Source organism: Kribbella sp. NPDC104740, from assembly GCF_055583505.1.
The window spans coordinates 865,782-889,932 of sequence record NZ_JBVJNV010000001.1; the positions used below are offsets into that span (position 1 = coordinate 865,782).

21 protein-coding genes are annotated in these 24,151 nt (G+C 69.9%); 5 read left to right on the top strand and 16 right to left on the bottom strand.

Annotated features, from left to right (window positions below; translation table 11 throughout):
• The first annotated feature begins 1,051 nt into the window (after nt 1–1,051).
• A complete protein-coding gene (locus ACZ6Z4_RS04125) occupies nt 1,052–1,918 on the top strand; it encodes a neutral zinc metallopeptidase (RefSeq protein ID WP_465557934.1) in 867 nt (288 codons plus the stop codon).
• Nucleotides 1,919–2,597: 679 nt separating this feature from the next.
• Here ACZ6Z4_RS04125 and ACZ6Z4_RS04130 read toward each other — a convergent pair.
• The gene (locus tag ACZ6Z4_RS04130; protein WP_465557936.1) at nt 2,598–3,050 is read right to left on the bottom strand and encodes a GNAT family N-acetyltransferase; all 453 of its coding nucleotides are present in this window, start codon (nt 3,048–3,050) and stop codon (nt 2,598–2,600) included.
• Nucleotides 3,051–3,275: 225 nt separating this feature from the next.
• On the opposite strand from ACZ6Z4_RS04130, the gene ACZ6Z4_RS04135 reads away from it, so the two are divergent.
• Nucleotides 3,276–4,166: a membrane protein gene (locus ACZ6Z4_RS04135; RefSeq protein ID WP_465557938.1), complete on the top strand. Its 891-nt coding sequence runs from the start codon at nt 3,276–3,278 to the stop codon at nt 4,164–4,166.
• Nucleotides 4,167–4,250: 84 nt separating this feature from the next.
• On the opposite strand, the gene ACZ6Z4_RS04140 is transcribed toward ACZ6Z4_RS04135, so the two are convergent.
• From ACZ6Z4_RS04140 to ACZ6Z4_RS04190, 11 genes are all read right to left on the bottom strand, one after another.
• A complete protein-coding gene (locus ACZ6Z4_RS04140) occupies nt 4,251–4,775 on the bottom strand; it encodes a hypothetical protein (RefSeq protein ID WP_363666792.1) in 525 nt (174 codons plus the stop codon).
• A 150-nt stretch (nt 4,776–4,925) separates the two neighbouring features.
• On the bottom strand, nt 4,926–5,723 hold the full coding sequence (locus ACZ6Z4_RS04145) for an IclR family transcriptional regulator (protein ID WP_465557941.1): 798 nt from the start codon (nt 5,721–5,723) through the stop codon (nt 4,926–4,928).
• 65 nt (nt 5,724–5,788) lie between these two features.
• Nucleotides 5,789–6,697 (bottom strand): beta/alpha barrel domain-containing protein, encoded by a 909-nt coding sequence (locus ACZ6Z4_RS04150; RefSeq protein ID WP_465557943.1) that lies wholly within the window; start codon nt 6,695–6,697, stop codon nt 5,789–5,791.
• Nucleotides 6,694–7,911 carry a CaiB/BaiF CoA transferase family protein gene (locus ACZ6Z4_RS04155; protein ID WP_465557945.1) on the bottom strand — a complete coding sequence of 406 codons (1,218 nt, stop codon included), beginning with the start codon at nt 7,909–7,911 and terminating at the stop codon, nt 6,694–6,696. Before ACZ6Z4_RS04155 ends, ACZ6Z4_RS04150 begins: the two co-directional genes overlap by 4 nt.
• Nucleotides 7,912–7,941: 30 nt before the next feature.
• A complete protein-coding gene (locus ACZ6Z4_RS04160; RefSeq protein ID WP_465557947.1) occupies nt 7,942–9,366 on the bottom strand; it encodes a GntP family permease in 1,425 nt (474 codons plus the stop codon).
• Nucleotides 9,367–9,534: 168 nt separating this feature from the next.
• On the bottom strand, nt 9,535–10,605 hold the full coding sequence (locus tag ACZ6Z4_RS04165) for an N-acetylglucosamine kinase (protein WP_465557949.1): 1,071 nt from the start codon (nt 10,603–10,605) through the stop codon (nt 9,535–9,537).
• Nucleotides 10,596–11,849, bottom strand: coding sequence for a 6-phospho-beta-glucosidase (locus ACZ6Z4_RS04170; protein ID WP_465557951.1), 1,254 nt, complete (start codon nt 11,847–11,849; stop codon nt 10,596–10,598). The genes ACZ6Z4_RS04165 and ACZ6Z4_RS04170 overlap by 10 nt, the downstream gene beginning before the upstream one ends.
• Complete coding sequence (locus ACZ6Z4_RS04175) at nt 11,846–12,733, bottom strand: carbohydrate ABC transporter permease (protein ID WP_363666786.1); 888 nt, start codon at nt 12,731–12,733, stop codon at nt 11,846–11,848. The genes ACZ6Z4_RS04170 and ACZ6Z4_RS04175 overlap by 4 nt, the downstream gene beginning before the upstream one ends.
• Nucleotides 12,734–12,749: 16 nt before the next feature.
• Complete coding sequence (locus ACZ6Z4_RS04180; RefSeq protein WP_465557953.1) at nt 12,750–13,715, bottom strand: carbohydrate ABC transporter permease; 966 nt, start codon at nt 13,713–13,715, stop codon at nt 12,750–12,752.
• Complete coding sequence (locus ACZ6Z4_RS04185; protein WP_465557955.1) at nt 13,715–15,043, bottom strand: ABC transporter substrate-binding protein; 1,329 nt, start codon at nt 15,041–15,043, stop codon at nt 13,715–13,717. The genes ACZ6Z4_RS04180 and ACZ6Z4_RS04185 overlap by 1 nt, the downstream gene beginning before the upstream one ends.
• A gap of 87 nt (nt 15,044–15,130) precedes the next feature.
• The gene (locus ACZ6Z4_RS04190; protein WP_465557957.1) at nt 15,131–16,330 is read right to left on the bottom strand and encodes an ROK family transcriptional regulator; all 1,200 of its coding nucleotides are present in this window, start codon (nt 16,328–16,330) and stop codon (nt 15,131–15,133) included.
• A gap of 210 nt (nt 16,331–16,540) precedes the next feature.
• Here ACZ6Z4_RS04190 and ACZ6Z4_RS04195 point away from each other — a divergent pair, with 210 nt between their 5' ends.
• Together ACZ6Z4_RS04195 and ACZ6Z4_RS04200 are read left to right on the top strand one after the other, a co-directional pair.
• Nucleotides 16,541–18,250 carry an ABC transporter transmembrane domain-containing protein gene (locus ACZ6Z4_RS04195; RefSeq protein ID WP_465557959.1) on the top strand — a complete coding sequence of 570 codons (1,710 nt, stop codon included), beginning with the start codon at nt 16,541–16,543 and terminating at the stop codon, nt 18,248–18,250.
• A 71-nt stretch (nt 18,251–18,321) separates the two neighbouring features.
• Nucleotides 18,322–20,013 (top strand): ABC transporter ATP-binding protein, encoded by a 1,692-nt coding sequence (locus ACZ6Z4_RS04200; RefSeq protein ID WP_465557961.1) that lies wholly within the window; start codon nt 18,322–18,324, stop codon nt 20,011–20,013.
• On the opposite strand, the gene ACZ6Z4_RS04205 is transcribed toward ACZ6Z4_RS04200, so the two are convergent.
• The 4 genes from ACZ6Z4_RS04205 to ACZ6Z4_RS04220 form a co-directional block, all read right to left on the bottom strand.
• Nucleotides 19,991–20,677: a uracil-DNA glycosylase gene (locus ACZ6Z4_RS04205; RefSeq protein WP_465557963.1), complete on the bottom strand. Its 687-nt coding sequence runs from the start codon at nt 20,675–20,677 to the stop codon at nt 19,991–19,993. The genes ACZ6Z4_RS04200 and ACZ6Z4_RS04205 overlap by 23 nt on opposite strands.
• 134 nt (nt 20,678–20,811) lie before the next feature.
• Nucleotides 20,812–21,324, bottom strand: coding sequence for a DUF1990 family protein (locus tag ACZ6Z4_RS04210; protein WP_465557965.1), 513 nt, complete (start codon nt 21,322–21,324; stop codon nt 20,812–20,814).
• 17 nt (nt 21,325–21,341) lie between these two features.
• The gene (locus ACZ6Z4_RS04215; protein WP_465557967.1) at nt 21,342–22,355 is read right to left on the bottom strand and encodes an LCP family protein; all 1,014 of its coding nucleotides are present in this window, start codon (nt 22,353–22,355) and stop codon (nt 21,342–21,344) included.
• A gap of 66 nt (nt 22,356–22,421) precedes the next feature.
• A complete protein-coding gene (locus ACZ6Z4_RS04220; RefSeq protein ID WP_465557969.1) occupies nt 22,422–23,252 on the bottom strand; it encodes a helix-turn-helix domain-containing protein in 831 nt (276 codons plus the stop codon).
• Between the two features lie 72 nt (nt 23,253–23,324).
• Between ACZ6Z4_RS04220 and ACZ6Z4_RS04225 the strand changes: the two genes are divergently transcribed.
• Nucleotides 23,325–24,134, top strand: coding sequence for a phytanoyl-CoA dioxygenase family protein (locus ACZ6Z4_RS04225; protein WP_465557972.1), 810 nt, complete (start codon nt 23,325–23,327; stop codon nt 24,132–24,134).
• The last annotated feature ends 17 nt before the right edge of the window (nt 24,135–24,151 follow it).

Below are 24,151 nucleotides of genomic sequence, written 5' to 3' on the forward strand. Positions count from 1 at the left end.
GCAGACCCCTGACGGCGAAGCCGGGTCGGATGCGCTTCACAGCATGTCCGCTCCGCAGTCAGACGCGCTCCGCAGCACCCCCGCCCCGGGACAGTTCGCCGCAGCCACCGACGCAACGCCCACCCCGCAGCCGGATGCGCTCTCGAGCGCGCCCACCTCGCGGCCGGACGCACTCCGCGGCGAATCCGCCTCGGCGGAGGTTCTCGCAGGCGCCAACGCCAAGCCCGATCCGCAGCCGGACGCGCTCTTGAGCGCGCCCACTCCGCAGGCCGCCCCTGACGGCGAAGCCGAGCCGGACCCGCTCCGCAGCACGCCCGGCCCTGGGCAGTTCCTCGCAGCCGCCGACGCCGAGCCCGATCGGGTGCCGGACGCGCTCTCCAGCGCGCGTACTCCGCAGTCAGACGCGCTCCGCAGTGAGCCCACTTCAGCGCGGGCCCTTGCAGACGGCGACCCTGACCCCGGGCCGGTGTCGGATTCGCTCTCCAGCGCGCCCACCTCGCAGACCAGCCTCCCGGGTGGCGACAGCGAAGCCGGTCCGGGAGCCGGTGCGCCCGCCGCTCGGACCGTCGCCTCGGGCGGAGAAGCCGACCCGCGACGCGGTGCGGCCGCCCCACGAACTGTTTCCGCGGGCGGTGACGCTGACCTGCAGGCGCAGCCGCGGTCTGGTGTGCCTACCCCCGGGCACTTTCTCCCGGGTGGTGACGGTGAGGCCGGGGCTTCTGCTGAGGCGGTCAATCGGCCGGCGCGGCGGCCTCAGCCGAGTGGGTTGAGTAAGGCGAAGCCGCTCTCGGACGCTCAACCGACGCAGCGCAAGGGTGCACCGCTTCCGACTGACCCCGGGCAGACCGGGTACGGCGCTCCGCCGCCGGCTCCGCTCCCAGGGGCGCCGTCGACGCCGTTGACCGGGACGCGGCAGCGTGGTGGCGCGCGGCCGGTTGGGTGGAACTCGCCCTCGAGCCGCCGTCCTCCGCAGTTCACCGACACGACTCCGGCAGCGCCCGTACGACGCCTGCCGCAGCCCGTGCTGGTCAGCGCAGCCATCGTTGGGGTGGTGGCGCTCGTCGGCGCAGCCATCCTCGGGTATCGCGCGATGGACACCTTCGACACCGTCGCGAATCCGCTCGCCAACCCGTCGGCGAAGCAGACCGAGGTCCCGCTCGCTCCGCCGCGGCCGACCGTCACCGTGACCGCGACGCCGGTGCCGGACGCCGTACGGGTGAAGCAGAACGGGCTCTACAAGGCCGGCAAGGTCGCCGCGGTGAACTGCACCGCGCCCGCGGTCAAGCCGTCGACCGAGGCCGCCGCGTTGCGGTTCTACCAGGCGATCCTGCCGTGCCTGAACCGCGCGTGGGCGCCGCTGGTCCGCAAGGCCGGGTACGAGTTCCGCCCGCCGAAGGTGGTGCTGTGGGCGAAGGGTCAGACGTCCTGCACCGGCGAGCCCACCGACGTCGCGTTCTACTGCGGCGACGCCGAGACCATCACCATGCGCGGCGACCAGGACTCCAAGTTCTTCCGCCAGGACGCGATGTCCGGCCGCATCCACGCGATGGACACGCTCGCGCACGAGTACGGCCACCACGTGCAGATGCTGACGAACATCCTGATCTCCTCCAGCTCCCGCAAGGGCTGGGCGAAGACCGAGCCGGCCAAGCTGGAGGAAAGCCGTCGCCTCGAACTCCAGGCCAGCTGCCTGGGCGCGGCCTTCCTCGGCGCCAACAAGACCGCCCTCGGCCTCACCGGCGAACGCCTCGAAACCTGGGAGTGGCAGACCAAACACTCCGGCGACGAGTACAACCCGAAGAAGGTCCGCGACCACGGCTCCCGCAAGAACAACTGGCTCTGGTCCGGCGCAGCCTTCAAAACCACCAACCCAGCCTCCTGCAACACCTTCACCGCCCCGGCCGCAAAGGTCAGCTGACGACGCCACCCACCGCGGGGTGGTGGGCTGGGGGTGCCGGGCGTGCCGCGGGGTGGTGGGCGGGGAGTGCCGGGCGTGCCGCGGGGTGGTCGGCTGGGGGTGCCGGGCGTGCCGCGGGGTGGTCGGCTGGGGGTGCCGGGCGTGCCGCGGGGCGGTGGGCCGGGATGCCGCGCGTGCCGCGGGAGGCGGGCTGGGAGTGCCGCACCTGCCGTGAGGCGACGGGCCGGGTATCGCACCTGCCGCGGGTGGTGTCGCGCCGCCGACACCCACCACTGTCCAACCTCCCCGCCGGCTCGCGACACGCCGCGACACGCCGCTGAACAGCGGCGACCGGGCTGCTTGAACAGTGGTGGGTGTCGGCGGCGCGCGACGGTGAGGTGCCGGTGCCGCGTGCCACGGCCGAGGCAACCCAAGCACCCAGCACCCCGCCGCAGCCACGAACAGCCGGTACGGCGGACGCTGGCGTTGCTGAAGTCGCCTCGGGTTGCACGGGGTGCGGTGCCGTGCGCACCGCGAGGTGAGCTGACGGAGCTCGAACAGCTCCCGCGTCCGCTCGTCGTCAGCCGTCAGCGCTGCCGCAGCTCTGCTCAGCAACTCCAGGCGCGGACCAGTGCGGCGTCCGCTGATCGGCGCGTCGAAGCCGCAGCGGCCCAGCTGGACGCCGTCGGGCTGTGCTGTGTCAGAGGGTGAGTTTGAAGCCCTCGTGGCTCATCGTGAAGCCCAGGTTGGTGTAGAAGCGGTGGGCGTCGGTGCGGGACTTGTCCGAGGTCAGCTGGACCAGGCTGCAGCCTCGGCGGCGGGACTCGGTGATGGCCCACTGCATCATCGTGCGGCCGAGGCCGGTGCCTCGGGTGGAGGCGGCGACGCGGACTGCTTCGATCTGGGAGCGGGTGGCGCCTCGGCGGGACAGGCCGGGGATGAAGGTGAGCTGGAAGGTGCCGACGACCTCGCCGTTGCGGTCGGCAACCATCAGGAGCTGGTTGGGGTCGGCTTCGAGGGCGGCGAAGGCGGTTTCGTACGGCGTGAGGTCGTCGAGGGACTCGCGGGTGCTGCCGAGCTGGTCGTCGGCGATCAGGGTGACGATCGCACGGAGGTCGGCGAGGGTGGCGGGGCGCAGGTCGGCGGCGGTCATGGTCGCATCTTCGCAGCAGCGTGAACCGGTTAGTTGAGTGGGGCAATAGTTGCCGCTCGTCACGTTTCTTGCCTTATGCAATCACATTGCGTTAGCGAAGACGCGTTTGCGGGGGTGGCGTCCGGGCACGGGTGGGGCAGACACCACTGCACCGCCCGTGGCCGGGGTCGCGTGGAGCGGTGCGCGTGGCGGCGGTGCGGGCTCAGTCCGGAAGGAAGATGTCCGATGACCGCACCACTGGCGATCGACTTCACCCAGCCCTTCGAAGATGCCTTCGGCAAGCTTCTCGGGTTCATCCCCAACCTGCTCGGCGGCCTGGTCATCCTGGTGGTCGGGTACTTCGTGGCGAAACTGCTCGGCAACCTGGTCGGCAAGCTGCTCGGCAAGGTCGGCTTCGACCAGTGGATGGAACGGGCCGGCGTCTCCGGCGTCCTGCAGCGGTCCGGCACGGGGCTGACCGCTTCGGCGATGCTCGGCAAGGTCGTGTTCTGGTTCGTGTTCCTGATCAGCTTCACGATGTTCGCCTCCGCGCTCGGCGTACCGGAGATCTCGAACTTCATGAGCGCGATGCTCGGCTACATCCCGCGGATCTTCGCCGCGATCGTGATCGTCTGCCTGGCCGCGCTGTTCGCGAACTTCCTGGCCGCGATCATCCGCGGGGCCACCGGCAACGAGACGCTGGCCAAGGTCGGCCGGTACGCGATCCTCGTGTACGCCGCGTTCGCCGCGCTGACGCAGCTGGGGATCGCGGTCCAGCTGACCGGGAACACGCTGCTGATCGTGCTCGGCGGTGCGGCGCTCGCGCTGGGGCTGGCGTTCGGCCTCGGCGGGCGTGAGATGGCCGGTGAGGCGCTGCGCACGCTGTTCGACCGGGGTCAGGCGATGGCGGCCAACCGGCCGGCGGAGTCGAACGGGTACCAGGCCGGGAACGGCTACCAGGCTGATCAGTCCGGCTACCAGAGTGAGCAGTACCCGACCGAGCAGCAGGCGTACCCGACCGAGCAGTACCCGGCGACGCACGGTGCGCCGCAGAACGGTGGGTACTCCAACGGCACCACCGGTGCCAACGGCAACTGGACCGGTGACAACGGCAACTGGTCGGGCGAGCAGCGCTAGACCCTTTCGCCGGAAGGGGTCACCTCCGGCGGGAGTTCACAGGGTGGGTGCGACCGGATCGGGTCGCACCCACCCTGTTGCGTGCTACTGGGCGTCGGGGCCGGCCCGGCGGACGTCCTCGACCTTGGTCATGGCGTCGCGGAGGTCCTTCAGCCAGGTCTCGCTGTGCTGGGCGACCAGCTTCACGCACCAGCCGAGGGCGTCGCTGCGGGAGCGGGCCACGCCGGCGTCGACGAGGGTGTCGAGGACCTGGCGCTCGGGCTGGCGGAGGCGGGTCATGACGGGGGCGGACAGGGAGGTGAAGACCGTCTTGGTCTCACCGCAGCGGACGCCCCAGGCGACCTTGCGGCGGGTGGCGTGCTCGAGCTCCTGGGCGATCTCGATGCGGCGCTCTCGGGTGTTCTCGCGGAACTGCTTGATCCGGCCCTCTTCGGCGGCGGACCGTGCGGCGGGGGTGACATCCCCGGCCTGTTCGGGGGCGGGGATGGTGCCGACGATCAGGATCTCGTCCCGGTCGAGGCTCACCTCCGGCTCCCCGTCGAACCACTCCTGCGGGAGGCGGCCGGACAGCCAGCCGCGGACCCGCTCGTCGTCTTGCTGTGTACTCATGCTTACATAATTACACTGCAATCAAACAGAAGAAAAGGGCAGTTTGTGGTTGGTCGCCGTGGTCCCGCCGGGTGACGTCGTTGGAACTTCCCGCCGCTGCCGGCGGAGAAAGACTTGAAGGAGCCTGAGTAGGTGAGGTGGTGGGTGGGCTCAGATGGCGATCGATGACGTGGTGGGGAAGCGGCCGCCCAGCAGGCGGGTTGATTGTTCGGCGGATTCGACCAGTAGGTCCAGCCAGTCGAGGCAGCGGGCCAGAGGCATGCGGATGGTGGGGCCGCTGATGGTCAGGCAACCCGCCAGTTCGCCGTTGGCTTTGAAGACGGGGACGGAGAGGCCGGAGGCGCCTTGTTCGCGTTCGCCGATGGTGATGGCGTAGCCGTCGGCTCGGGTTTGCTGGATGACGGCGGCGAGTTCGTCGGCGCTGGTGATGGTGCTGTCGGTGATCGAGCCGAGGGGGTGGGAGAGGACCGATCGGGCCAGCGACTCGTCCCAGGCCAGCAACACTCGGCCTGCGGAGCCGGCATGCAGCGGCATGATCTTTCCGACGTGCATTTCGCGGCGTAGGGCGTGGGCGGTTTCGGCGAGGGCCACGCAGACGCGGTGGCCTTGTTCGGCGCGGAAGAAGGAGGCGGTCTCGCCGGTTTCGTCGCGGAGTTGTTTGAGGACCGGGACGATGAGATCCAGTACGTCGACGCCCTTGACGGCCGGCGCTGCCCAGTAGGCCATCTTGACGCCGACACGCACCTGGTCGCCCTGGCGGTCGAGGAAGCCGAGGGCGACCATGTTGGTCACCAGGCGCTGCACCGTCGAGGTCGGGAAGCCGGTGGACTCGCGGATCTCGCCGAGGGTCAGCGCCGGGCGGTCCAGTGAGAACGCGTCCAGGATCTCCCCGATCTTGCCCAGGACGAGCAGCGGCGCGCCGCTGTTCCCGGAGTCCGCCGTCGCCATGGCCTCAGGGTATTCGACCGCTGGGTGACCCGGTCCGGACTGTCTCGCCAGCACGCAACCGACGTTCATGAGGCCCAGGCGAACGACGTCGTACTGGAAAGGGCGCCGACGCCCGCGCGGGAGCGGTTCGGTTCGCCGAGGTCGGCCAGCAGACCGGCGCCGAGCCGGACGACCTTGCCGAACGTCGACGGGGTCAGCCACTCGGGCCGCAGCGCGAACAGCAGGTCCTCGGTGGCCGTGTTCCCGGCCGCGCCGGGCGCGAACGGGCAGCCGCCGAGTCCGCCGAGCGAGCCGTCGACGGTGGTCGCGCCGGCGTCGATCGCGGTCAGGCTGTTCGCGACGCCGAGGCCCCAGGTGTCGTGGCCGTGGTAGACGATCGGGCGTCCGTCCGCGGCCGCCGTACGGCGTACCAAAGAGCCGACCTGCCGCGGGACTGCCTGGCCCAGGGTGTCGCAGAGCACGACCTCGACAGCGCCCGCCGTCCGAGCGTCGGTGACGATCGACAGCACGCGGTCGGGAGCGACCTCGCCCTCGAAGGGGCAGGTGAACGCCGTCGCGATGCAGAGCTGCACGGCGCCGCCGACCGATCCGGCGATCTCCACGGCGGCCGGCATCGCGGCGAGGCTGACCTCGGTCGAGCGCCCGAGGTTCGCCTGGTTGTGCTGGTCGGATGCGGACAGGCAGTACTGGAAGTTGCGCGCGCCGGCCTCGGCCGCGCGCTCGACGTGCCGCGGTGTCGCGACCCAGATCCAGCACTTGGCCAGCTCGGCAGCAGTCAGCGCACCAATCACATCGACGGTGTCCGCGACCGCCGGAACCAGGTCCGGTCGAGCCATCGAGCCGATCTCGAGCGACGGTACGCCGAGCGCGAGCAGCGTCCGGATGATCTCCACCTTGCGGGCGGTCGGCAGCGGCTTGCCGGTCAGTTGCAGACCGTCGCGCAAGGTCACGTCACGCAGTACGACGTCCGTCATGACGCCTCCTCCAGTCCATGGCCGAGCAGATCGCGGAGGACCTGCTCGGTGTGCTCACCCAGATCCGGCCCGAGCGTCCGCACCGGCAGCGACTTCCCGCCGATCACCGGCACGATCCCCGGGAACCCCACGTTCGCGAGCACCTCCTCGCCGTTCGACACGTCGAAGCGCTGGATCATCTCCCGCGCCGCGTACTGCGGATCGCGGGTGATCTCGCGCGCGGTGTAGATCGGCCCGCACGGCACCCCCGCCGTCTCCAGCGCCTCGATCGCGCCACCCGCCGAAAGCCCAGCAGTCCAAGCACCGATCGCCTCGTCCAGCTCGTCCCGACGCGCCCACCGCCCGGCGTTCGACCGCAACTCGGCATCCTCGGCGAGATCGGCCCGCCCGATCAGCGTCATCAGCCGCTGGAAGATCCGGTCGCCGTTGCCCGCCACGATGATGCTGTCCCCGTCGGCGCACAGATACGCGTTCGACGGCGCGATGCCCTCCATCCGGCCGCCGATCCGTTCCCGCAGTACGTCGTACGCCTCGTAGTCGGGGATCAGCGACTCCATCATCGACAGCATCGACTCGTTCAGCGCGACGTCGATGATCCGTTCCTGCGCGGGGACCGGCGGCAACCCCGCCGTACGCCGGACCTCGCGCTGGTACAGGGCCATCACCGTGCCGAACCCGGCGTACAGGCCGGCGATCGAGTCGCCGATCGAGATGCCGACCCGGGCCGGCGGGCGGTCCGGGTGGCCGACCAGTTCGCGGAAACCGCCGTGGGCCTCGGCGACCGCCGCGAAGCCCGGCCGGTCGGCCATCGGGCCGGTCTGGCCGAACGCCGAGATCCGGGTGATCACCAGCTCGGGATTCGCGGCCATCAGCACGTCCGGGCCGATGCCCCAGCTCTCCAGCGTGCCGGGGCGGAAGTTCTCCAGGACGACGTCGCACTGCTTGACCAGGTCGATCACGGTCCGGCGGCCGAACTCGCTGCGCAGGTCGAGCTCGACCGACAGCTTGTTGCGGTTGATGGTCCGGAACAGCAGCGACGTCGTCCCGGCGTACAGCCGCCAGTTGCGCAGCTCGTCACCGGTGCCGGGCCGTTCGACCTTGATCACCTCGGCGCCGAAGTCCGCGAGCAGCCGGCCGGCGGTGGGCGCCGCGATGTAGTTGCCGAGCTCGAGAACTCTGAGGCCGGCCAGGGGCGCCGGGGACTGACTCGTCATAGCGGTATCTCTCCAGGGAGGGGTGTGGGGTCAGAACAGCAGGCTGATCGGCAGCAGCAGGAGGATCGCGACGACCGACGCCACCGAGACGCCGACCGTGCAGCTCTTCAGCGTGCCGCGGGTGGTCTGGCCCATCAGCGACTGCAGCAGCCAGAACGTGTTGCTGGTGACGTGTACGGCGAACAGCGAGCCGGCGCCGGCGGCCAGGGCGATCAGGACCGGGTCGAGGCCGAGCGCCGGGGCGATCGGCGCGAGGATTCCGGCCGCGGTGATCGCGGAGATCGTCACGGAGCCGACGGCGATGTGCAGTACGGCGGCGATGCCCCAGACCAGCAGCAGCGGCGCGAACGTGTGGGCGCTGAAGTAGCCGCGCAGGATGTCGCCGAGGCCGCCGGCCGCGACGACGGCGGCGAGCGAACCGCCGACCGCGGTCAGGATCAGGATCTGGCCGCTCTCCTTGAAGCCGCGCGCGATCGCCTTCTCGACCCGCGGCTGGCCCATCGCGTACCGGCCGATCAGGCAGGTGCCGATCAGGCCGACCAGCAGCGCGACGACCGGGTCGGAGACGAACTGGACGACCTTGTTGTCCCACTTCGCGACCTCGGCGATGGCGCCGAAACCGATCAGCAGCAGGGAGGAGAGCAGCGGGACGAAGAGCAGCACGAGCGGCGGCTGACCCTCGTCCGGGTCGGTCTGCGGGCCGGCGTCACCAGCGCCGGTCGGCTGCGGGGTGCTGGTCACCGAACCAGTCGAACCAGTCGCCGTACCGTCGGAGCCGACCGCGACCAGCTCCTCCTCGACCACGACGGCCTGCTGCTCGTCGTACTCGCTCTTCCAGAAGCCGCGGCGGAACAGGAACGTCATGATCGTGACCGAGATCAGGATGGTCGGGACGATCAGGACCAGGCCCCAGAGCAGCATCTTGCCGAGCGGGACGTGCAGCAGCGCGGCCAGTGCGAGTGCGCCGACGCCGGGGACCATCAGCACGATGCCGGTCTCCAGCCCGATGGCGAGCGCGGTCGCCATCCGGGCGGTGCCGAGCGGGCCGATCCGCTTGGACGCGGTTTTGGCGAGCGGGGCGGAGATGACGAGCAGGACGTCGAGGTAGATCGACTGCAGCAGGGTTCCGATGGTGAGCGCCATCGAGTACGGCAAACGTTTTGGGCCGAACAGGCGCAGCAGGTGCTTGACCAGACGCTCGATCGCGCCGAGCTCCTGCAGGATCGAGCCCATCAGGACGCCGAACGCGATCAGCAGGCCGACCTCGGCCATGATGTCGCCGAAGCCGCCGGTGATGGTCTCGATGGTCTTGTCCAGGCCGAGTTTGCTGGCCAGTCCGAGGTACAGCGATCCCACCACGAGCGAGATCACCGGGTTGACGCGGAACCGGACGATGAGGACCACGATGGCGAGGATCGCCACCGCGGTGTTGATCAGTACTCCGACATCTGACATGGGCGAGGTCCTTCGTGGGATCGGGGAGCTGCTCACAATGTGAACATAAACCCACGAAGTAGGCAAGAGGTTGAAGTTGTTACAAAAAAACGGCCGCCGTACCCAGTGGGTACGACGGCCGTGCGGTGCTGAGCCGGACCGGGACGGGGGCCGGGCCGGATCAGCGGTCTAGGTGCGGTGGTAGCTGGTGCGGATCGCCTTGTGCGCTTCTGCTGGTGCTTCGGTTTGGTCCAGGCCCAGCAGGATCGCGCCGACGACCGGGGGGACCTCGACGATCTGGGGGATCGCGTACGGCGCCACCGTTGCGAGCTGGGTGGTGATCTCCTCCAGGAGGAGTGGGTGGTTCGCGGTGAGGACGCCGCCGCCGAGGATCACCGGCGTCGGTTCGCCGAGGAGGTCGAGGCGGCGCAACGCGACGGTGGCCATCGCGACGATCTCCTCGGCCTGGCGGTGTACGACCGCGGTGGCGACCTGGTCGCCGGCGGCGGCGACCTGGAAGAGGATCGGGCCTGCTTCCAAGCGCCGTACCAGCGGGATGTCACCGAGGTGCATGGCCTCGATCAGGTCGGGCATCGACGCGACGCCGTAGTGCTGCGGCAGGATCGTCGTCAGCGCGGTCGCCGGGCCGCGGCCGTCGTCGGCGCGGGCGGCGGCCCAGATCGCTTCCTCGGCGAGTTGCTGGCCGCCGCCCCAGTCGCCGGAGATCCGGCCGACGGCGGGGAAGCGGGCGGTCCGGCCGTCGGGGAGGAGGCCGCAGCAGTTGATGCCGGCGCCGCAGACGACCGCGACACCGCGGGGTTCGTCGAGGCCCGCGCGGAGCAGGGCGAAGGTGTCGTTGGCGACGTGCACCTTCGAGGCCCAGCCGTAGGAGCGGAAGGCGTCGGCGAGGCGCTCCTCCTCGATGGGCAGGTCGGCATTCGCGAGGCAGGCCGAGATCTGTTCCACCAAAGGGGGGAGGGAGGGGGAGCCTGTCGCCCCGAAGCGCCGGTCGCCTTCGGCGACGGCGAGCCCCGCCGCGCGTGCTGCCGCCGCGACGAGCGGCGCGAGGCCGTCGACCGCCGCCTGGGCGCCGACCAGGTGCGGCTCGAAGCCGCCGCCCCGAGCGGTGCCGAGGATCGTGCCGTCGGCCGAGACCAGGGCGACGTCCGTCTTGCTGTTGCCGGCGTCGAAGGCGAGGACTCCTCCAGGGACCAGAGGTGCCTGGAGGGCCTCGGCTTCGTTCGCCACGGTCACGCCCACGGGAGGTACTCGCGGTTGTGGGCGAGCAGCTTGTCGGTGAGTGCCTGCGCGTACTCGATCTGCCCGATCAGCGGGTGTGCCAGCAAGGCCGTGAACACGCGGTCCGCACCACCCTTCAGAGCTGCTTCGAGAGCCAGATTCTCGTACGCCGTGACGTTCGCCACCAGCCCGGCGTACAGCGGCTCGAGGGGTGAGATCGGCAGCGGCGTCGTGCCGGAGGCACCGACGGTCGCCGGGACCTCGATCACCGCGTCGTCGGGCAGAAACGGCAACGCGCCGTTGTTCAGCGTGTTCACCACCTGCACGTCACCGGTGTCGTTGAGCAGCGACGACGCCAGCGCGACCGCGGCCTCGGAGTAGTAGGCGCCACCACGCTGCTCCAGCAGGGCAGGCTTCTCGTCGAGCGCCGGGTCGGCGTACAGGTCGAGCAGCTGCTTCTCGATCGCCGCGACCTCGGCGGCCCGCGACGGCTTCTCCAGCAGCTCGCGAACGACCTCGTCATGCGCGTAGAAATAGCGCAGGTAGTACGACGGTACGACGCCCAGCTGCAGCAGCAGCTCGGCCGGCAGCTTCAGGTCGGCCGCCAGGTCACCCACGTGCTCGGCGAGCAACGACGGCAGGTGGTCGACGCCGTCGACCCGGACAGCGCGCTCCCAGGTCAGGTGGTTCAGCCCGACGTGGTCCAGCGCGACCTGCTCCGGCGCGACGCCGAGCAGCCGCGCGAACCGCCGCTGGAACCCGATCGCCACGTTGCACAGCCCGACGGCCTTGTGGCCCTCGGACAGCAGCGCCCGCGTGACGATGCCGACCGGGTTGGTGAAGTCGACGATCCACGCGTCCGGGTTGCTTCGCCGTACGCGCTCGGCGATGTCCAGGACAACTGGAACCGTCCGCAACGCCTTGGCGAGCCCGCCCGCGCCGGTCGTCTCCTGACCGACGCAGCCGCATTCCAGCGGCCAGGTCTCGTCCTGGTTCCGGGCGGCCTGACCGCCGACGCGCAGCTGCAGCAGTACGGCGTCGGCGCCGTCGATGCCGGCGTCCAGGTCGCTGGTCGTGGTGACCTTGCCGGGATGTCCTTGTTTGGCGAAGATCCGCTGCGCGAGCCCGCCGACCAGTTCGAGCCGGTCCGCGGCCGGGTCGACCAGGACCAGTTCGTCGACCGGCAGCGAGTCACGCAGCCGCGCGAACCCGTCGACCAGCTCGGGAGTGTAGGTGGATCCGCCGCCTACGACTGTGAGTTTCAACCTTTGACCCCTGTGAGTGTGACGCCTTCGATGAAGGCCTTTTGGGCGAAGAAGAACAGGATGATCACCGGTGCCATCACCAGCAGGGTCGCTGCCATCGTGAGGTTCCAGTTGGTGTGGTGGGCGCCCTTGAAGGACTCCAGGCCGTAGCTGAGCGTCCAGGCGGCCGGGTTCTCCGAGGCGTAGATCTGCGGGCCGAAGTAGTCGTTCCAGCAGTAGAAGAACTGGAACAGCGCGACCGCGGCGATCGCCGGGCGGGCCATCGGCAGCACGATCCGGACCAGCGCCTTGAACTCGCCGCAGCCGTCCACCTTGGCGGCGTCGACGTAGTCCTTGGGGATCGTCAGCAGGAACTGGCGGAGCAGGAAGATCGAGAACGCGTCGGTGAAGGCCATCGGGATGATCAGCGGCCACAGCGTCCCGGACAGGTGCAGCTGCTTGGCCCAGAACAGGTACATCGGCACGATCACCACCTGCGGCGGCAGCATCATGGTCGCGATCACCAGCATCAGCGCGACGTTGCGGCCGCGGAACTTGAAGCGGGCCAGCGCGTACGCGACCGGGATGCTGGACAGCAGCGTCAGCGCGGTGCCGAGCCCGGCGTACAGGAGGGTGTTCTTCCACCAGGTCAGGAAGCCCGGCGTCTCCCACACCGTGCGCAGGTTCTCCCAGTGGAAGGTGTCCGGCCACAGGTTCCGGGTCAGCGCCTGCTGGTCGCTCATCAGCGCGGTCAGCGCCACGAACACGAACGGCAGCACGAAGAACAGCGCGGCCACGATCGCCAGCGAGTGCACGGCGACCCAGTTCAGGAACCTGGTCCGCCGGGCCTCACGTCCCGCCGCGGTGATCGGGACGGGGGTGGACAGGGAAGTCGTCATCGTCATGGTTTCGGCGTACCCCTCAGTCGTCCGTGCCCAGGAAACCGCTGCGGCGGCGCATCAGGACGGCGGTGAACACCATCGCGAGCGCGAACAGGACCAGGGCGACCACGCTGGCGCCGCCGGTGTCGAAGCGCTGGAACCCGAGGTTGTAGACCAGCTGCGGCAGCGTCAGCGTCGAGTTCTCCGGGTAGCCCGGCTGGAACTGTTGCCCGGAGCCACCGATCACGCCGCTGGCCACCTTCCCAGCGACCAGCGGCTGGGTGTAGTACTGCATGGTCTGGATGATCCCGGTGACCACCGCGAACAGCACGATCGGCGAGATGTTCGGCAGCGTCACGAAGCGGAACTTCTGCCACGCGCTCGCGCCGTCCAGCGACGCGGCCTCGTACTGGTCCTTCGGTACGTCGAGCAGCGACGCCATGAAGATCACCATCAGGTCGCCGATACCCCACAGCGCCAGCAGCGTCAGCGCCGGCTTCGACCAGGACGGGTCGTTGAACCAGCCGGGCTGCGGCAGCCCGATGCTGCCGAGCACGTTGTTCACCGGGCCGGTGCCGGGGTTGAGCAGGAACGCGAACGCCATCGTCGCGGCCACCGGCGGGGCCAGGTAGGGCAGGTAGAAGAAGGTCCGGAACAGCCCGGCGCCGGTCTTCACCTTGGTGATCAGCATCCCGATGCCGAGCCCGAACAGGACCCGCAGGCTGACCATCACGATCACCAGCCACAGCGTGTTGCGCAGGGCCGGCCAGAAGAACGGGTAGTCGCTGAACACGTAGGACCAGTTCTTCAGCCCGGTGAAGGTCGGCGGCGTGAACCCGTCGTACTTCATGAAGCTGAAGTAGACCGTCGAGACCAGCGGGTAGAGGAAGAAGACGCTGACGCCGATCAGCCAGGGGGACAGGAAGGCGAGGATCCGGAGCCGGTCCCGGCGCTGCTTGTTCCGCAGGCCGGGACTCGACGGGATCGCGCTGGAGGCGGTTGTCATCACTTGGCCTGCGCGAGGTCCTTGTCGATCTGCTGGTCGGTCTTCGCCAGGCCGCCGGCCAGATCGGTCTGCTTGCCGGCCTCGAAGGCGAAACCGAAGTCCTGCAGGGTGAGCTGGTACGCGCCACCGTTCGGGCTGGCCGGGGTGGTGCTGCTCTTCGGGTGCTGGGCGATCTCCAGGAACACCTTGAAGTTGTCGTCGGCCTGCAGCTTCGGCGACTTCAGCGCCTCCAGCGTGGACGGCACGTTGTGGATCGCGTTGGCGAAGTTCACCACGGCGTCGGTGTCGGTGGTCATGAACTTGACCAGCTCCCAGGCCGCGTTCTGCTTCTGGCTGGTGCTCGCGATCCCGATGATGGTGCCGGACAGGTAGCCCTTGCCGTAGCTGTCGGCCTGGTCGTCGGGGACCGGGAAGGGCGCGACCCCGATCTCGAACTTGGTGCCGGCCTCCTTGGCCATCCCGAGCCGCCACTCGCCGTCGATCGCCATCGCGACCTGGCCGGTGTGGAACGGGTTCTTGGCGCCGAACTCGTCACCGAAGGTGGCCCGGTACTTCTCCAGCTTGGCGAAACCGCCGAGCTCGCCGACCAGGTTCTTCTGCCAGGTCAGCATCTTGCCGAAGGCCGGGTCGGCGGCCAGGTTCGACTTGCCGTCGGCGGTGAAGTACGTCGGGTTCCACTGCGCCGCGAAGTGCGTGGTGGTCGACTCGTAGCCGTGGAAGTTCGGCATGAAGCCGAGCTGGCTGAAGCTGTCGCCCTTGGCCTTGGTCAGCTTCTTGGCCGCGGCGTCGAACTCCGACAGCGTCTTCGGCGGGGCCGCGATCCCGGCCGCCTTGAACGCGTCCTTGTTGTAGTACAGGCCGTACGCGTCGTTGAGCAGCGGCAGCGTGCACCGGGTGCCCTCGAACTGGGTGTAGTCCTGCAGCGCCTTCGGGAAGGTCTTGTCCAGGTCGATCGACGACTTCTCCAGGAACGGCTTCAGGTCCGCGAACACCTTCGACTGGCAGAAGGTGCCGACGTTGTCGGTGGTGAACGACGAGACCACGTCCGGCGAGTTCGGGCCGCCGGCCCGCAGCGCCTGCTTGATCTTGTCGTCGTTGATGTTGCCGACGACCTTGACCTTGATGTTCGGGTGCGCGGCTTCGAAAGCCTTCACGTTGGCGTCGATCGCGGCCGCCTCGCTGGGCGCGGACCAGCCGTGCCAGAAGGTGATCGTGGTCTCCTGCGTGGCGTCGTCGTTGGCCTGCGGCGCGGTCGACGTGCCGGTGCAGGCGGTGGCGAGCAGCGCGACCGCGGCGGCGGCGAGTGCCACCTTGTGGACTCGGGACATGACGTGTTCTCCCTGGTTCGGCGCGTACGGATCCACCGGAGCAGGCGCTCGCCTGTCCGTTGGAAGGTGGTGGGTGGTGCGGGTGGTCTAGTCGGTGCCGCCCCCGCTCGTCGGGCCGGCAGTGTCGAAGACTTCGTCGCGGGTGATGGTCAGGGCGGACTGCAGGGCCCCGGACAGCACGGGGTCGTTCGGTACGGCGGTCATCAGCAGCCGCGGCCGGGGGACGGCCAGCTCGGCCAGCTCCTCCTGGATCAGGCCGCGGAGGCGCTCCCCGCCGGCGGTGATCACGCCGCCGGCCAGGACGATCAGTTCGGGGTCGACGACCGCCACGACGGCGGCCAGACCGACCGCGAGGCGGTGGGCGAACTCGGCCAGCACGGTGTCGCCGGCGCCGGGGGTGTCCAGGGCGGCGGCGATCGCGGCTTCCGGCGTACGGGCCTTGAGGCCGTGCGAGCGGGCCAGGGCCAGGACCGGTTCGCCACCGGCCAGCTCCTGGAAGCCACCGGCGTTGTTGCGGCCGACGTTGCGGACCAGCGGCGTCCCGGGCAGCGGCAGGAAGGCGACCTCGCCCGCGCCGCCGGTCGCGCCGCGCACCAGCCGGCCGTTGATGACGACCGCGGCGCCGATGCCCTCCTCGCCCCAGAGCAGCACGAAGTTGTCGCTGTCGGCGGCGTGGCCGACGCGCTGCTCGGCGACGGCGGCCAGGTTCACGTCGTTCTCGACGTCCAGCGGTACGGCGATGGCGGCGGCCAGCTCCTCGAGCAGGTGCGGCGCGTGCCAACCCGGCAGGTGCATCGCGTAGCGCAGCCGGCCGGTGGTCGGGTCGAAACCACCCGGCGTACCGATCGAGACGCGGTGCAGGCGGTCCTTGGTCAGCCCGGCCTCGCCGAGCGCGCCCTCGACGGCCTTCACGACCCGCTCGACGGTGCCCTTGGCGCTGCGGCCGGGCGTCGGCAGCTCGTAGCGGCCGACGACGTTGCCGGTCAGGTCGGCGACCGCGGAGCGGATCCGGGTCGGCGTGACGTCCAGGCCGGCGACGTACGCGATGCCGCCGTTGATCTCGTACAGCTGGGCGTTCGGGCCGGGCCGGCCGGCGCTGGTGCCGCTCGGGCGGACCAGGCCGACGTTCTCCAGGCGGGACAGCAGCTGGGAGGCGGTCGGCTTGGACAGGCCGGTCAGGTTGCCGAGCGTCGTCCGGGACAGCGGTCCCTGGGCGAGCAGCAGGTCGAGAGCGGCGCGGTCGTTCATCGCGCGGAGCAGCCGGGGAGTGCCGGGTGTACTGGCCATGAGCTAACCCTGCCCTCCTTCGGCCGTCTGATGCGGGTGCCGTGCCGATTCCCGCCAACTGTTAGGAAAGTTTCCTATTACCGCGAGACCGTACGGGGCCTCGCGGGCGGTGTCAATCGATCGGCGGATCTCGTACCGGAACCGTTCCCGGCGGGCGGAGGTTAGGGTGGGCTTACCTGTCTAGTCCGTCCTGTGGGGAGAGGCCTGTTCGTGACGTACCAAGTGGGGGAGACGGTGACCGGCGGCCAGGTGCTGCGCCGCGCTGTCGGCCGGCACCGCAAGCAGCTCGCGCTGGGGGTGTTCTGGCTGTCGCTGCACCAGGCGACCGAGGCGGCGGTGCCGGTGACGATCGGGATCTTCGTCGACAAGGCGGTGTCCACCGGGCGGCTGGAGCCGCTGCTGTGGTGCCTGCTGATGATGGCGGGGCTGTTCGCCGTACTGTCGACGGCTTGGAAGACCGGCGCTCGGCAGGGGGTGCGGTCCGCGGAGTACGAGATGCATCAGCTGCGGCTGGAGGTCGCGCAGCGGGTGCTGGATCCGCGGGGGCACAGGACCGGGATGCGGGCTGGTGAGCTGTTGTCGATCGCCACCTCCGATGCTGAGAAGGCTGCGCTGATCATGCGGGCGTTGGCGATCGGTACGGCGGCTACTACGGCGCTGGTGGTGTCGTCGGTGGTGCTGCTGCTGATCGACGTGCCGCTGGGGCTGGGCGTGCTGGTCGGCGTACCGCTGCTGGTGGTGGGGATCCAGACGCTGTCGCCGCTGCTGACCCGGCGGACCTCTACTCAGCAGGAGTCGGTGGCGGACACTACTGCGCTGGCGACTGACCTGGTGAGCGGGCTGCGGGCGCTGCGGGGGATCGGGGCGCAGCACAACGCGGCTGAGCGGTACCGGCGGTCGTCGCAGGCGACGCTGCGGGCCACGCTGAAGGCTGCTTCGACCAACGGGCTGCAGGACGGGGTGACTACTGCTGCCAGTGGGTTGCTGCTGGCGGCTGTTGCCGGGGTGGCTGGGTGGTTCGCGTTGAACGGACGGATCTCGATCGGTGAGCTGATCACGGTGGTGGGGTTGGCGCAGTTCGTGGCTGAGCCGGTGGGGACGTTGGGGTACGTCAGTCAGGTGCTGGCGATGGCGCGGGCCTCTGCTGCGCGGCTGGCGTCGGTGCTGAGCTCGCCGCCGTTGATGGTGACTGGTGCTGTTGAGACGGTGGCTGGTGACGGGCCGTTGCTGGAGCTGGACGGGGTTGGGCACAAGACGCTGTCCGGGGTGTCGCTGGCTGTTGGGCGGGGTGAGCTCGTTGGAGTGCTCTGCTACGACCCGCGGGACGCGGATGCGTTGCTGGCGGTCGTTTCCGGGCGGGCGCCGGAGCACAGCGGGTCGGTTGCTGTCGGTGGACAGGTGATGGAGGAGCTGGACATCGACCTGCTGCGGCGGTCGGTGCTGGTCGAGCAGCACGACACTGATCTCTTTGAGGGGACGCTGCGGAGCAATCTGCTGGCTGGGTCGGTTGCTGATGATGCTGCGTTGCACAGGGTGGTTGGCGCTGCTGCGGCGACTGACGTGATCGAGGCGCATGCTGACGGGCTGGATCATCCGCTGTCTGATCGTGGGCGGACGCTGTCTGGTGGTCAACGGCAGCGGCTCGGGCTGGCGCGGGCGCTGCTGGCCTCGCCGCCGTTGCTGGTGCTGCACGATCCCAGTACGGCGGTGGATGCGGTGACGGAGGAGGTGCTGGCGGAGGGCCTGGCGGAGGTCCGTGCTGCTGACTCGCTGGGGACGCTGGTGCTGACGAGCAGCCCGGCGCTGCTGGGGAAGATGCATCGGGTGGTGGTGCTGTCCGAGGGTGTGGTGGTTGCTGAGGGCACCCATTCGGAGTTAGCGGCTTCCGACGTTCTGTACGCAGAGGCGGTGCTGCGATGAGTGAGCCTGAGCTGCTTCCGATTGCCAGTCCTCGGGTGACGTGGTCTGTTCTGTGGCGTGAGATTCGGCAGTTGCCGGGGACCTCTGTGGTTGCTGCCGTCGTGATCACCGTGGCGAGTGCTGCCGGGCTGGTCGCGCCTTGGGCGCTGGGTGTGTTGGTGGACGACATCGCCTCGGGTGCGGACCGGTCGGCCGTCGTACGGGTGGTACTGCTGATCGCTGGTGGAGCGCTGCTGTCCGGTGGGCTGACGGCGGTGGGTGTGACGCTGGTGGCGCGGGTCGGAGAGACCGTGCTGGCCCGGCTGCGGGAGAAGGTGCTCGATCGGGTCCTGCAGCTGCCGGCGCCGGTGCTCGACAAGGTGCGGACCGGTGACCTGCTCTCGCGGGTCGGCGACGACGTCTCGTCCGTTGCTGCCGCGCTGACTGAGATCGGGCCGATCCTGCTGTCGGCGTCGCTGACGATCGTGCTGACCGCGGCCGGGCTGTTCGCGCTCGACTGGCGGCTCGGTGTCGCGGGGCTGCTGTCGGTGCCGATGTACCTGTGGGCGCTGCGCTGGTACCTTCCGCGTTCCGCGCCCTTCTACGCCCGCGAGCGCGCTGCGCTCGGTGAGCGCTCGGAGGCGATCATCACCTCGCTGCGCGGCAGCGCGACCGTGCGCGCGTACCGGCTCGAGGACACACAGCTGGAGCGCATCCGCGACCGCTCCGCCGTTGCCCGTGATCTCTCGCTGAACGTGTTCAAGCTGTTCAGCTTCTTCTCGTCGCGGATCAACCACGCCGAGTTCGTCGGGCTGACCGCGATCCTGACCGCGGGCTTCTTCTTGGTGCGGGACGATCTGGTGACGGTCGGCGCGGTGACGGCTGCCGCGTTGTACTTCCACCGGCTGTTCAACCCGATCGGCGCGCTGCTGATGGAGTTCGACGCCGTGCAGACCGCTGCGGCCGGGCTGGCGAGGCTCGCTGGGGTGGTGGAGATTCCGACGGTTGCTGAGCCGCCTGCTGGTCGAGAGCCGGCCGACGCGACGCTGGAGCTGGTAGACGTCCAGCACTCGTACGACGGGCCGCTGGTGGTCGACGGCGCGTCGCTGAAGCTGCTGCCGGGGGAGAGGGTCGCGCTGGTCGGTGCCAGTGGAGCAGGCAAGACCACGCTGGCTGCTGTGGCCGCTGGGGTGCTGGTGCCTACCGCTGGTGTCGTACGGATCGGTGGTGTCGACATCCGGGAGCTCGGTGAGGCCCGGACGCGTTCGTACGTCGCCCTGCTCAGCCAGGAGGTGCACGTGTTCTCCGGCGCGCTGGTGGACGACGTACGGCTGGCTCGGGCTGACGCGACCGTCGAGGAGGTAGAGGCGGCGCTGGAGCGCGTTGGCGCGCTGGCGTGGGTCAGGGCGTTGCCGGACGGGCTGGACACCCAGGTGGGTGAGAACGGCGAGCAGTTGACCGGTGCACAGGCCCAGCAGGTCGCGCTGGCTCGGCTGGTGCTTGCTGACCCGGCGGTCGCCGTACTGGATGAGGCGACGGCCGAGGCGGGCTCAGCTGGTGCGCGGGAGCTGGAGCGAGCCAGTGCGGCTGCCACTGAGGGCCGTACGACGCTGGTCGTTGCGCACCGGCTGACGCAGGCAGAGCAGGCGGACCGGATCGTGGTGATGGACCAGGGCCGCCTGGTCGAGTCGGGTACGCATGCCGAGCTGCTGACGTCCGGCGGACGCTACGCGCAGCTCTGGCACAGCTGGACGGGTACCGCTACGGAAGACGCCAGTCGATAGCCGAACCGCCCTGCTCCTGGAGCAGGGCGTTCACCCGGCTGAACGGCTTCGACCCGAAGAACCCCCGGTCGGCCGACATCGGGCTCGGGTGCGCGCTCTCGACGTACGGCGTACTGCCGAGCATCGGCTTGAGCGTCTGCGCGTCGCGCCCCCACAGGATCGCGACCAGCGGTCCGCCACGCTTCACCAGCGAGTGGATCGCCTGCTCGGTGACGGCCTCCCAGCCCTTCCCGCGGTGCGACCCAGGCTTGCCCGGCTGCACGGTGAGCACCCTGTTGAGCATCAGCACGCCCTGATCAGCCCATGGCGTCAGGTCCCCGTTCGACGGCTTGTCGACGCCGACGTCGGCCATCAGCTCCTTGTAGATGTTCACCAGACTCCGCGGCACCGGCCGCACGTCCGGCGCCACCGAGAAACTCAACCCCACCGGATGCCCCGGCGTCGGGTACGGATCCTGCCCGACCACCAGCACCCGCACGTCCGCGAGCGGCCGCTGGAACGCCCGCAGCACGTTCTCCCCGGCCGGCAGGTAAGGCCGCCCCGCAGCGATCTCCTGCCGCAGGAACTCCCCCATCCGCGCCACGGTGTCCCCCACCGGCTGCAACGCCTCGGCCCAGTCGGCCGCCATCAGTTCACCCAACGGTTTGCTCACCTGCGACAGCATCCCAGCACGCACCGTCACGTGCACGCCGGGGGCAGGAGTCCGCCGGATGTTCGCGTGTCGGTTCCCCGGAGGTTTGGGGTGGTCCGGTAGAACTGTCGGCGGCCCCGCGAAGGTATGAGCTCGCGGGGCCTTTGCTATGCGACGAGGTGCTGGACGGCTTTGGTGTAGCGGCGGGCGAAGATCTGCTGGGTGGTGCGGGACAGCGGGCCGGCCAGTTTGGTGTACCAGGTGGCGGGGTGGCTGTACGAGCGGAGGGTGAACCAGACGCCGTCGGGCTCCTGCGTCACCAGGAAGGACTCCTCGCCGGACTCGGGGTGGCCGGGGAGGGTGCCGTAGGCGAAGCCGGTCTGGGTTTCGTCGGCGACGGTCCAGACGACGCGGCAGGGGATCGGGATCGGGCCGAGGCGGCCCAGGCAGTTGGTGCCGATGGTGGCGGGGGTGTCGGTGGCCCAGATGCGGATGCCGGCGGCGCGGTGCATCTGCCAGGTGGTGACGACGTCGCCGGCGCGCTCGAACGTCTTGGTGCCCTCGCCGATCCGGGTGCGCAGGTCGAGGCGGTGGTAGCCGTCGGGGGTCGTGTCGAAACGGGTCGACCCGACCGCGTCGTACGAGAAGCGCAACGCGGCCAGGTCGTCCAGGGTCATCATGGTCGTCAGGTGCCCGGTCAGCTCGACTTCAAGCCTGCGGTCTGACCGGCCTTCAACGCCTTCACGAGCGCCTTCACCTTCGCGTCGTCGAGCAGCACGACGCTCTGGCCGTTGCGGCGGGCGTTCGGGTTCTTCACCGGCATGGTCAGCGAGACGCCCTCACCGCCGCCGGCGACCTTGCGCATCGCGAGCGCGAACTTGGCCAGGTCGAACGGGCCCATCTGCTCGTCGACGGTGAGCGCGTCGGCGCTCGAGGTGCCGATCCGGTAGTACCGGACGGGGTTCACGAACGTCTGCCAGGACACGGCCTTGTCGGCGACCAGGCCGATCACCTCGCGCTGGCGGTTGGCCCGGCCGAGGTCGCCGAGCTTGTCGACGTAGCGGGAGCGGACGTAGCCGAGCGCCTTCGGGCCGTCCAGGTCCTGGCAGCCCTTCGGGAGGTTGATGTGCGCCTTCTGGTCCTTCATCGGCTTGTCCAGGCAGACGTTGACGCCGCCGACGCTGTCGATGATCGAGGCGAACCCGCCGAAACCGATCTCGACGTAGTGGTCGATCCGCAGGCCGGTGTAGTTCTCCAGCGTCTGCACCAGCAGCTTGGGGTTCCCGTTGCCGAAGGCGGCGTTGATCTTCTCGTTGCCCTTGCCGGGGACCTCGACCCAGCTGTCCCGCGGGACGCTGATCAGCGCCGGCGGTCCGGAGTCGGGGACGTGCAGCAGGATGATCGTGTCGGTCCGGCTGCCGCCGACGGTGCCGGTGCCGAGCTTCTTCTTCTCCTCGGCGCTCAGTCCCTCGCGGCTGTCCGAGCCGACCATCAGGTACGTCGTACCGGGCCCCTCGGCGGCGCGCTTGCCGGTCGGGAACGCGTCGACCTTGTCGATCCGGCTCCACGCGTAGAGCGGGACGACGATCAGGGTCAGCACGAACAGCAGGATGACCAGGCCGATCAGGCGGCCGAGCAGGCTGCGCCGCTTCTTCGGGCGGACGGGCTTGCGGCCGACCAGGCGGGGGTCGATGGGCTGCGGTTGACTCATGGCACGACCGTATCCGTCCGCGCGGTGTTCACACCTCACCCCAGCGAACGGTTTGGCCCAAGACTTTCAGACCGCGCCAGGCTCGGGCCTCCGCCGAAAGGAGGAATTCGCGGCCTGGATCGAACCAATCCGCCGGAACGTGCGCGGCGGTTGCGCGGTCCGGGCCGCGAACAGCCGGCTGAAGTACGCCGGGTCGTCGTACCCGACCTCGCGCGCGACGGTCGCGACCGGCAGGTCGGTCTCGGCCAGCAGCGCCTTCGCCGCGTTCAGCCGCGTGGTCAGGATCACCTCCTGCGGCGTGGTTCCGGTCGACAGCCGTACGGCGTCGCGCAGCTCAGGCACGGTCAGGCCGAGCTCGGCGGCGTACTCGGCGATCGACAGCGGGCGGGTCGCGAGCGCGCGGAGGCGGTCGACGAGGTCGCCGCCGGACGGGTCGGCGAGGCCGGCGAGCTCGTAGAGCGCGGCGAGCAGGTGGACGTCGGGGCCGCCGGAGCGCGCGGTGCGGAGGAGCTTGGTGAAGGTGCGGTCGACGGGGCGCGGGTCGGCGTACCGGCGTACGGGATGCGCAGGGTCGAGATGGCCGAGCTCGACGAGCGCGTCGGCCGCGGGGCCGCCGAAGAGGACCCAGGACTGCTGCCAGGTGGTGCTCGGCCGGTACGCGTGCAGTACGCCGGGGAAGAGCCAGAGGAGCGCCGGGGCGGTGATCTCGTGGAGCCGGCGGTCGGAGCCGTGCAGGAGGCGGCCGCGGCCGCGGCGGACCAGGACGGCGGCGTGGCAGCCGAGGGCGCGCTCGGGGGACGGGCGGGCCGGGTTCTCCTGCTCGCCGGCGCCGAGGCAGAAGAGTCCAAGTCGGCGCTGGGCGTCGTTGGGCGTCAGGTAGATCGACCAGTCGGTCATGAACACAAGAGTCCAAGAAGACGCAGCGAAGTGTCCATTCCGTCAACAGCCGCGAGCAGGTCAACTGAAGAGGTGCTGACTTCCAACGGGTACGAACTGGACGAGCGGCGGCTGGGACGACTGGTCCCGGTGCCGGAGAACGAGCGTGCGGATCGCGAGGCGCTGCGAGCGCGGCTGTGGCGGGACGGCCATCTCTTCCTGAGTGGACTGCTCACGCCCGAGGTGAGTGACGACTTTCGGAAGTACTACTTCGCACGGACCAAAGTGGCCGATGCTGAGGGCCGGCCGCAGCGCGTCGAGCGGGAGCAGCTCCGTGAGGTTCTGTTCCAAGAGGTCGTGCCAGGCCCCGAGTACGACGCGTTCTGCCGCCAGGAAGCGATCAGGGGCTGGTTCGCCTGGTTCTTCGGCGCGGACGTCTTCCTCCATCGCCGCAAGATCATCCGCCACACCGCCCCCGGCGAGAACGGCATCGGCACCGCCACCCAGGCTCACTACGACCTCGTCTACCTGCGCGAAGGCACCGACCAGGTCCTCTCCGCATGGATCCCGCTGGGCGACTGCCCGGTCGAGCGCGGCGGGCTGACGTACCTCGAAGGCAGCCACCATCGCGTCCTGCGCGAGGAGGCCGAGGGTCGCCTCAAGCGGCCAGCGGCCTCGATCACCGCTGACCTGCCCGCCCTCGCCGAGGAGTACGACGCTCGCTGGCTGGTCGCCGACTACCGGGCCGGCGACGTCATGATCCACACCGCGCACACCGTGCACGCGGCCCTCGACAACGTCGACGACCGGGTCCGGCTGTCCACCGACATCCGCTACCAGCCGGCCGAGCTTCCCGTCGACCAGCGCTGGCAGGCCCACTGGCACGACCGGGACGGCCTCTGAGCGAGAGGCCGTCCCGG

Excerpts from the sequence above, each read along its gene's own strand:
- ACZ6Z4_RS04130 (WP_465557936.1), bottom strand. The coding sequence starts at position 3,050 with ATGACCGCCGCCGACCTGCGCCCCGCCACCCTCGCCGACCTCCGTGCG.
- ACZ6Z4_RS04135 (WP_465557938.1), top strand. The coding sequence starts at position 3,276 with ATGACCGCACCACTGGCGATCGACTTCACCCAGCCCTTCGAAGATGCC.
- ACZ6Z4_RS04140 (WP_363666792.1), bottom strand. The coding sequence starts at position 4,775 with ATGAGTACACAGCAAGACGACGAGCGGGTCCGCGGCTGGCTGTCCGGC.
- ACZ6Z4_RS04145 (WP_465557941.1), bottom strand. The coding sequence starts at position 5,723 with ATGGCGACGGCGGACTCCGGGAACAGCGGCGCGCCGCTGCTCGTCCTG.
- ACZ6Z4_RS04150 (WP_465557943.1), bottom strand. The coding sequence starts at position 6,697 with ATGACGGACGTCGTACTGCGTGACGTGACCTTGCGCGACGGTCTGCAA.
- ACZ6Z4_RS04155 (WP_465557945.1), bottom strand. The coding sequence starts at position 7,911 with ATGACGAGTCAGTCCCCGGCGCCCCTGGCCGGCCTCAGAGTTCTCGAG.
- ACZ6Z4_RS04160 (WP_465557947.1), bottom strand. The coding sequence starts at position 9,366 with ATGTCAGATGTCGGAGTACTGATCAACACCGCGGTGGCGATCCTCGCC.
- ACZ6Z4_RS04175 (WP_363666786.1), bottom strand. The coding sequence starts at position 12,733 with ATGACGATGACGACTTCCCTGTCCACCCCCGTCCCGATCACCGCGGCG.
- ACZ6Z4_RS04180 (WP_465557953.1), bottom strand. The coding sequence starts at position 13,715 with ATGACAACCGCCTCCAGCGCGATCCCGTCGAGTCCCGGCCTGCGGAAC.
- ACZ6Z4_RS04185 (WP_465557955.1), bottom strand. The coding sequence starts at position 15,043 with ATGTCCCGAGTCCACAAGGTGGCACTCGCCGCCGCCGCGGTCGCGCTG.
- ACZ6Z4_RS04190 (WP_465557957.1), bottom strand. The coding sequence starts at position 16,330 with ATGGCCAGTACACCCGGCACTCCCCGGCTGCTCCGCGCGATGAACGAC.
- ACZ6Z4_RS04205 (WP_465557963.1), bottom strand. The coding sequence starts at position 20,677 with ATGCTGTCGCAGGTGAGCAAACCGTTGGGTGAACTGATGGCGGCCGAC.
- ACZ6Z4_RS04210 (WP_465557965.1), bottom strand. The coding sequence starts at position 21,324 with ATGATGACCCTGGACGACCTGGCCGCGTTGCGCTTCTCGTACGACGCG.
- ACZ6Z4_RS04215 (WP_465557967.1), bottom strand. The coding sequence starts at position 22,355 with ATGAGTCAACCGCAGCCCATCGACCCCCGCCTGGTCGGCCGCAAGCCC.
- ACZ6Z4_RS04220 (WP_465557969.1), bottom strand. The coding sequence starts at position 23,252 with ATGACCGACTGGTCGATCTACCTGACGCCCAACGACGCCCAGCGCCGA.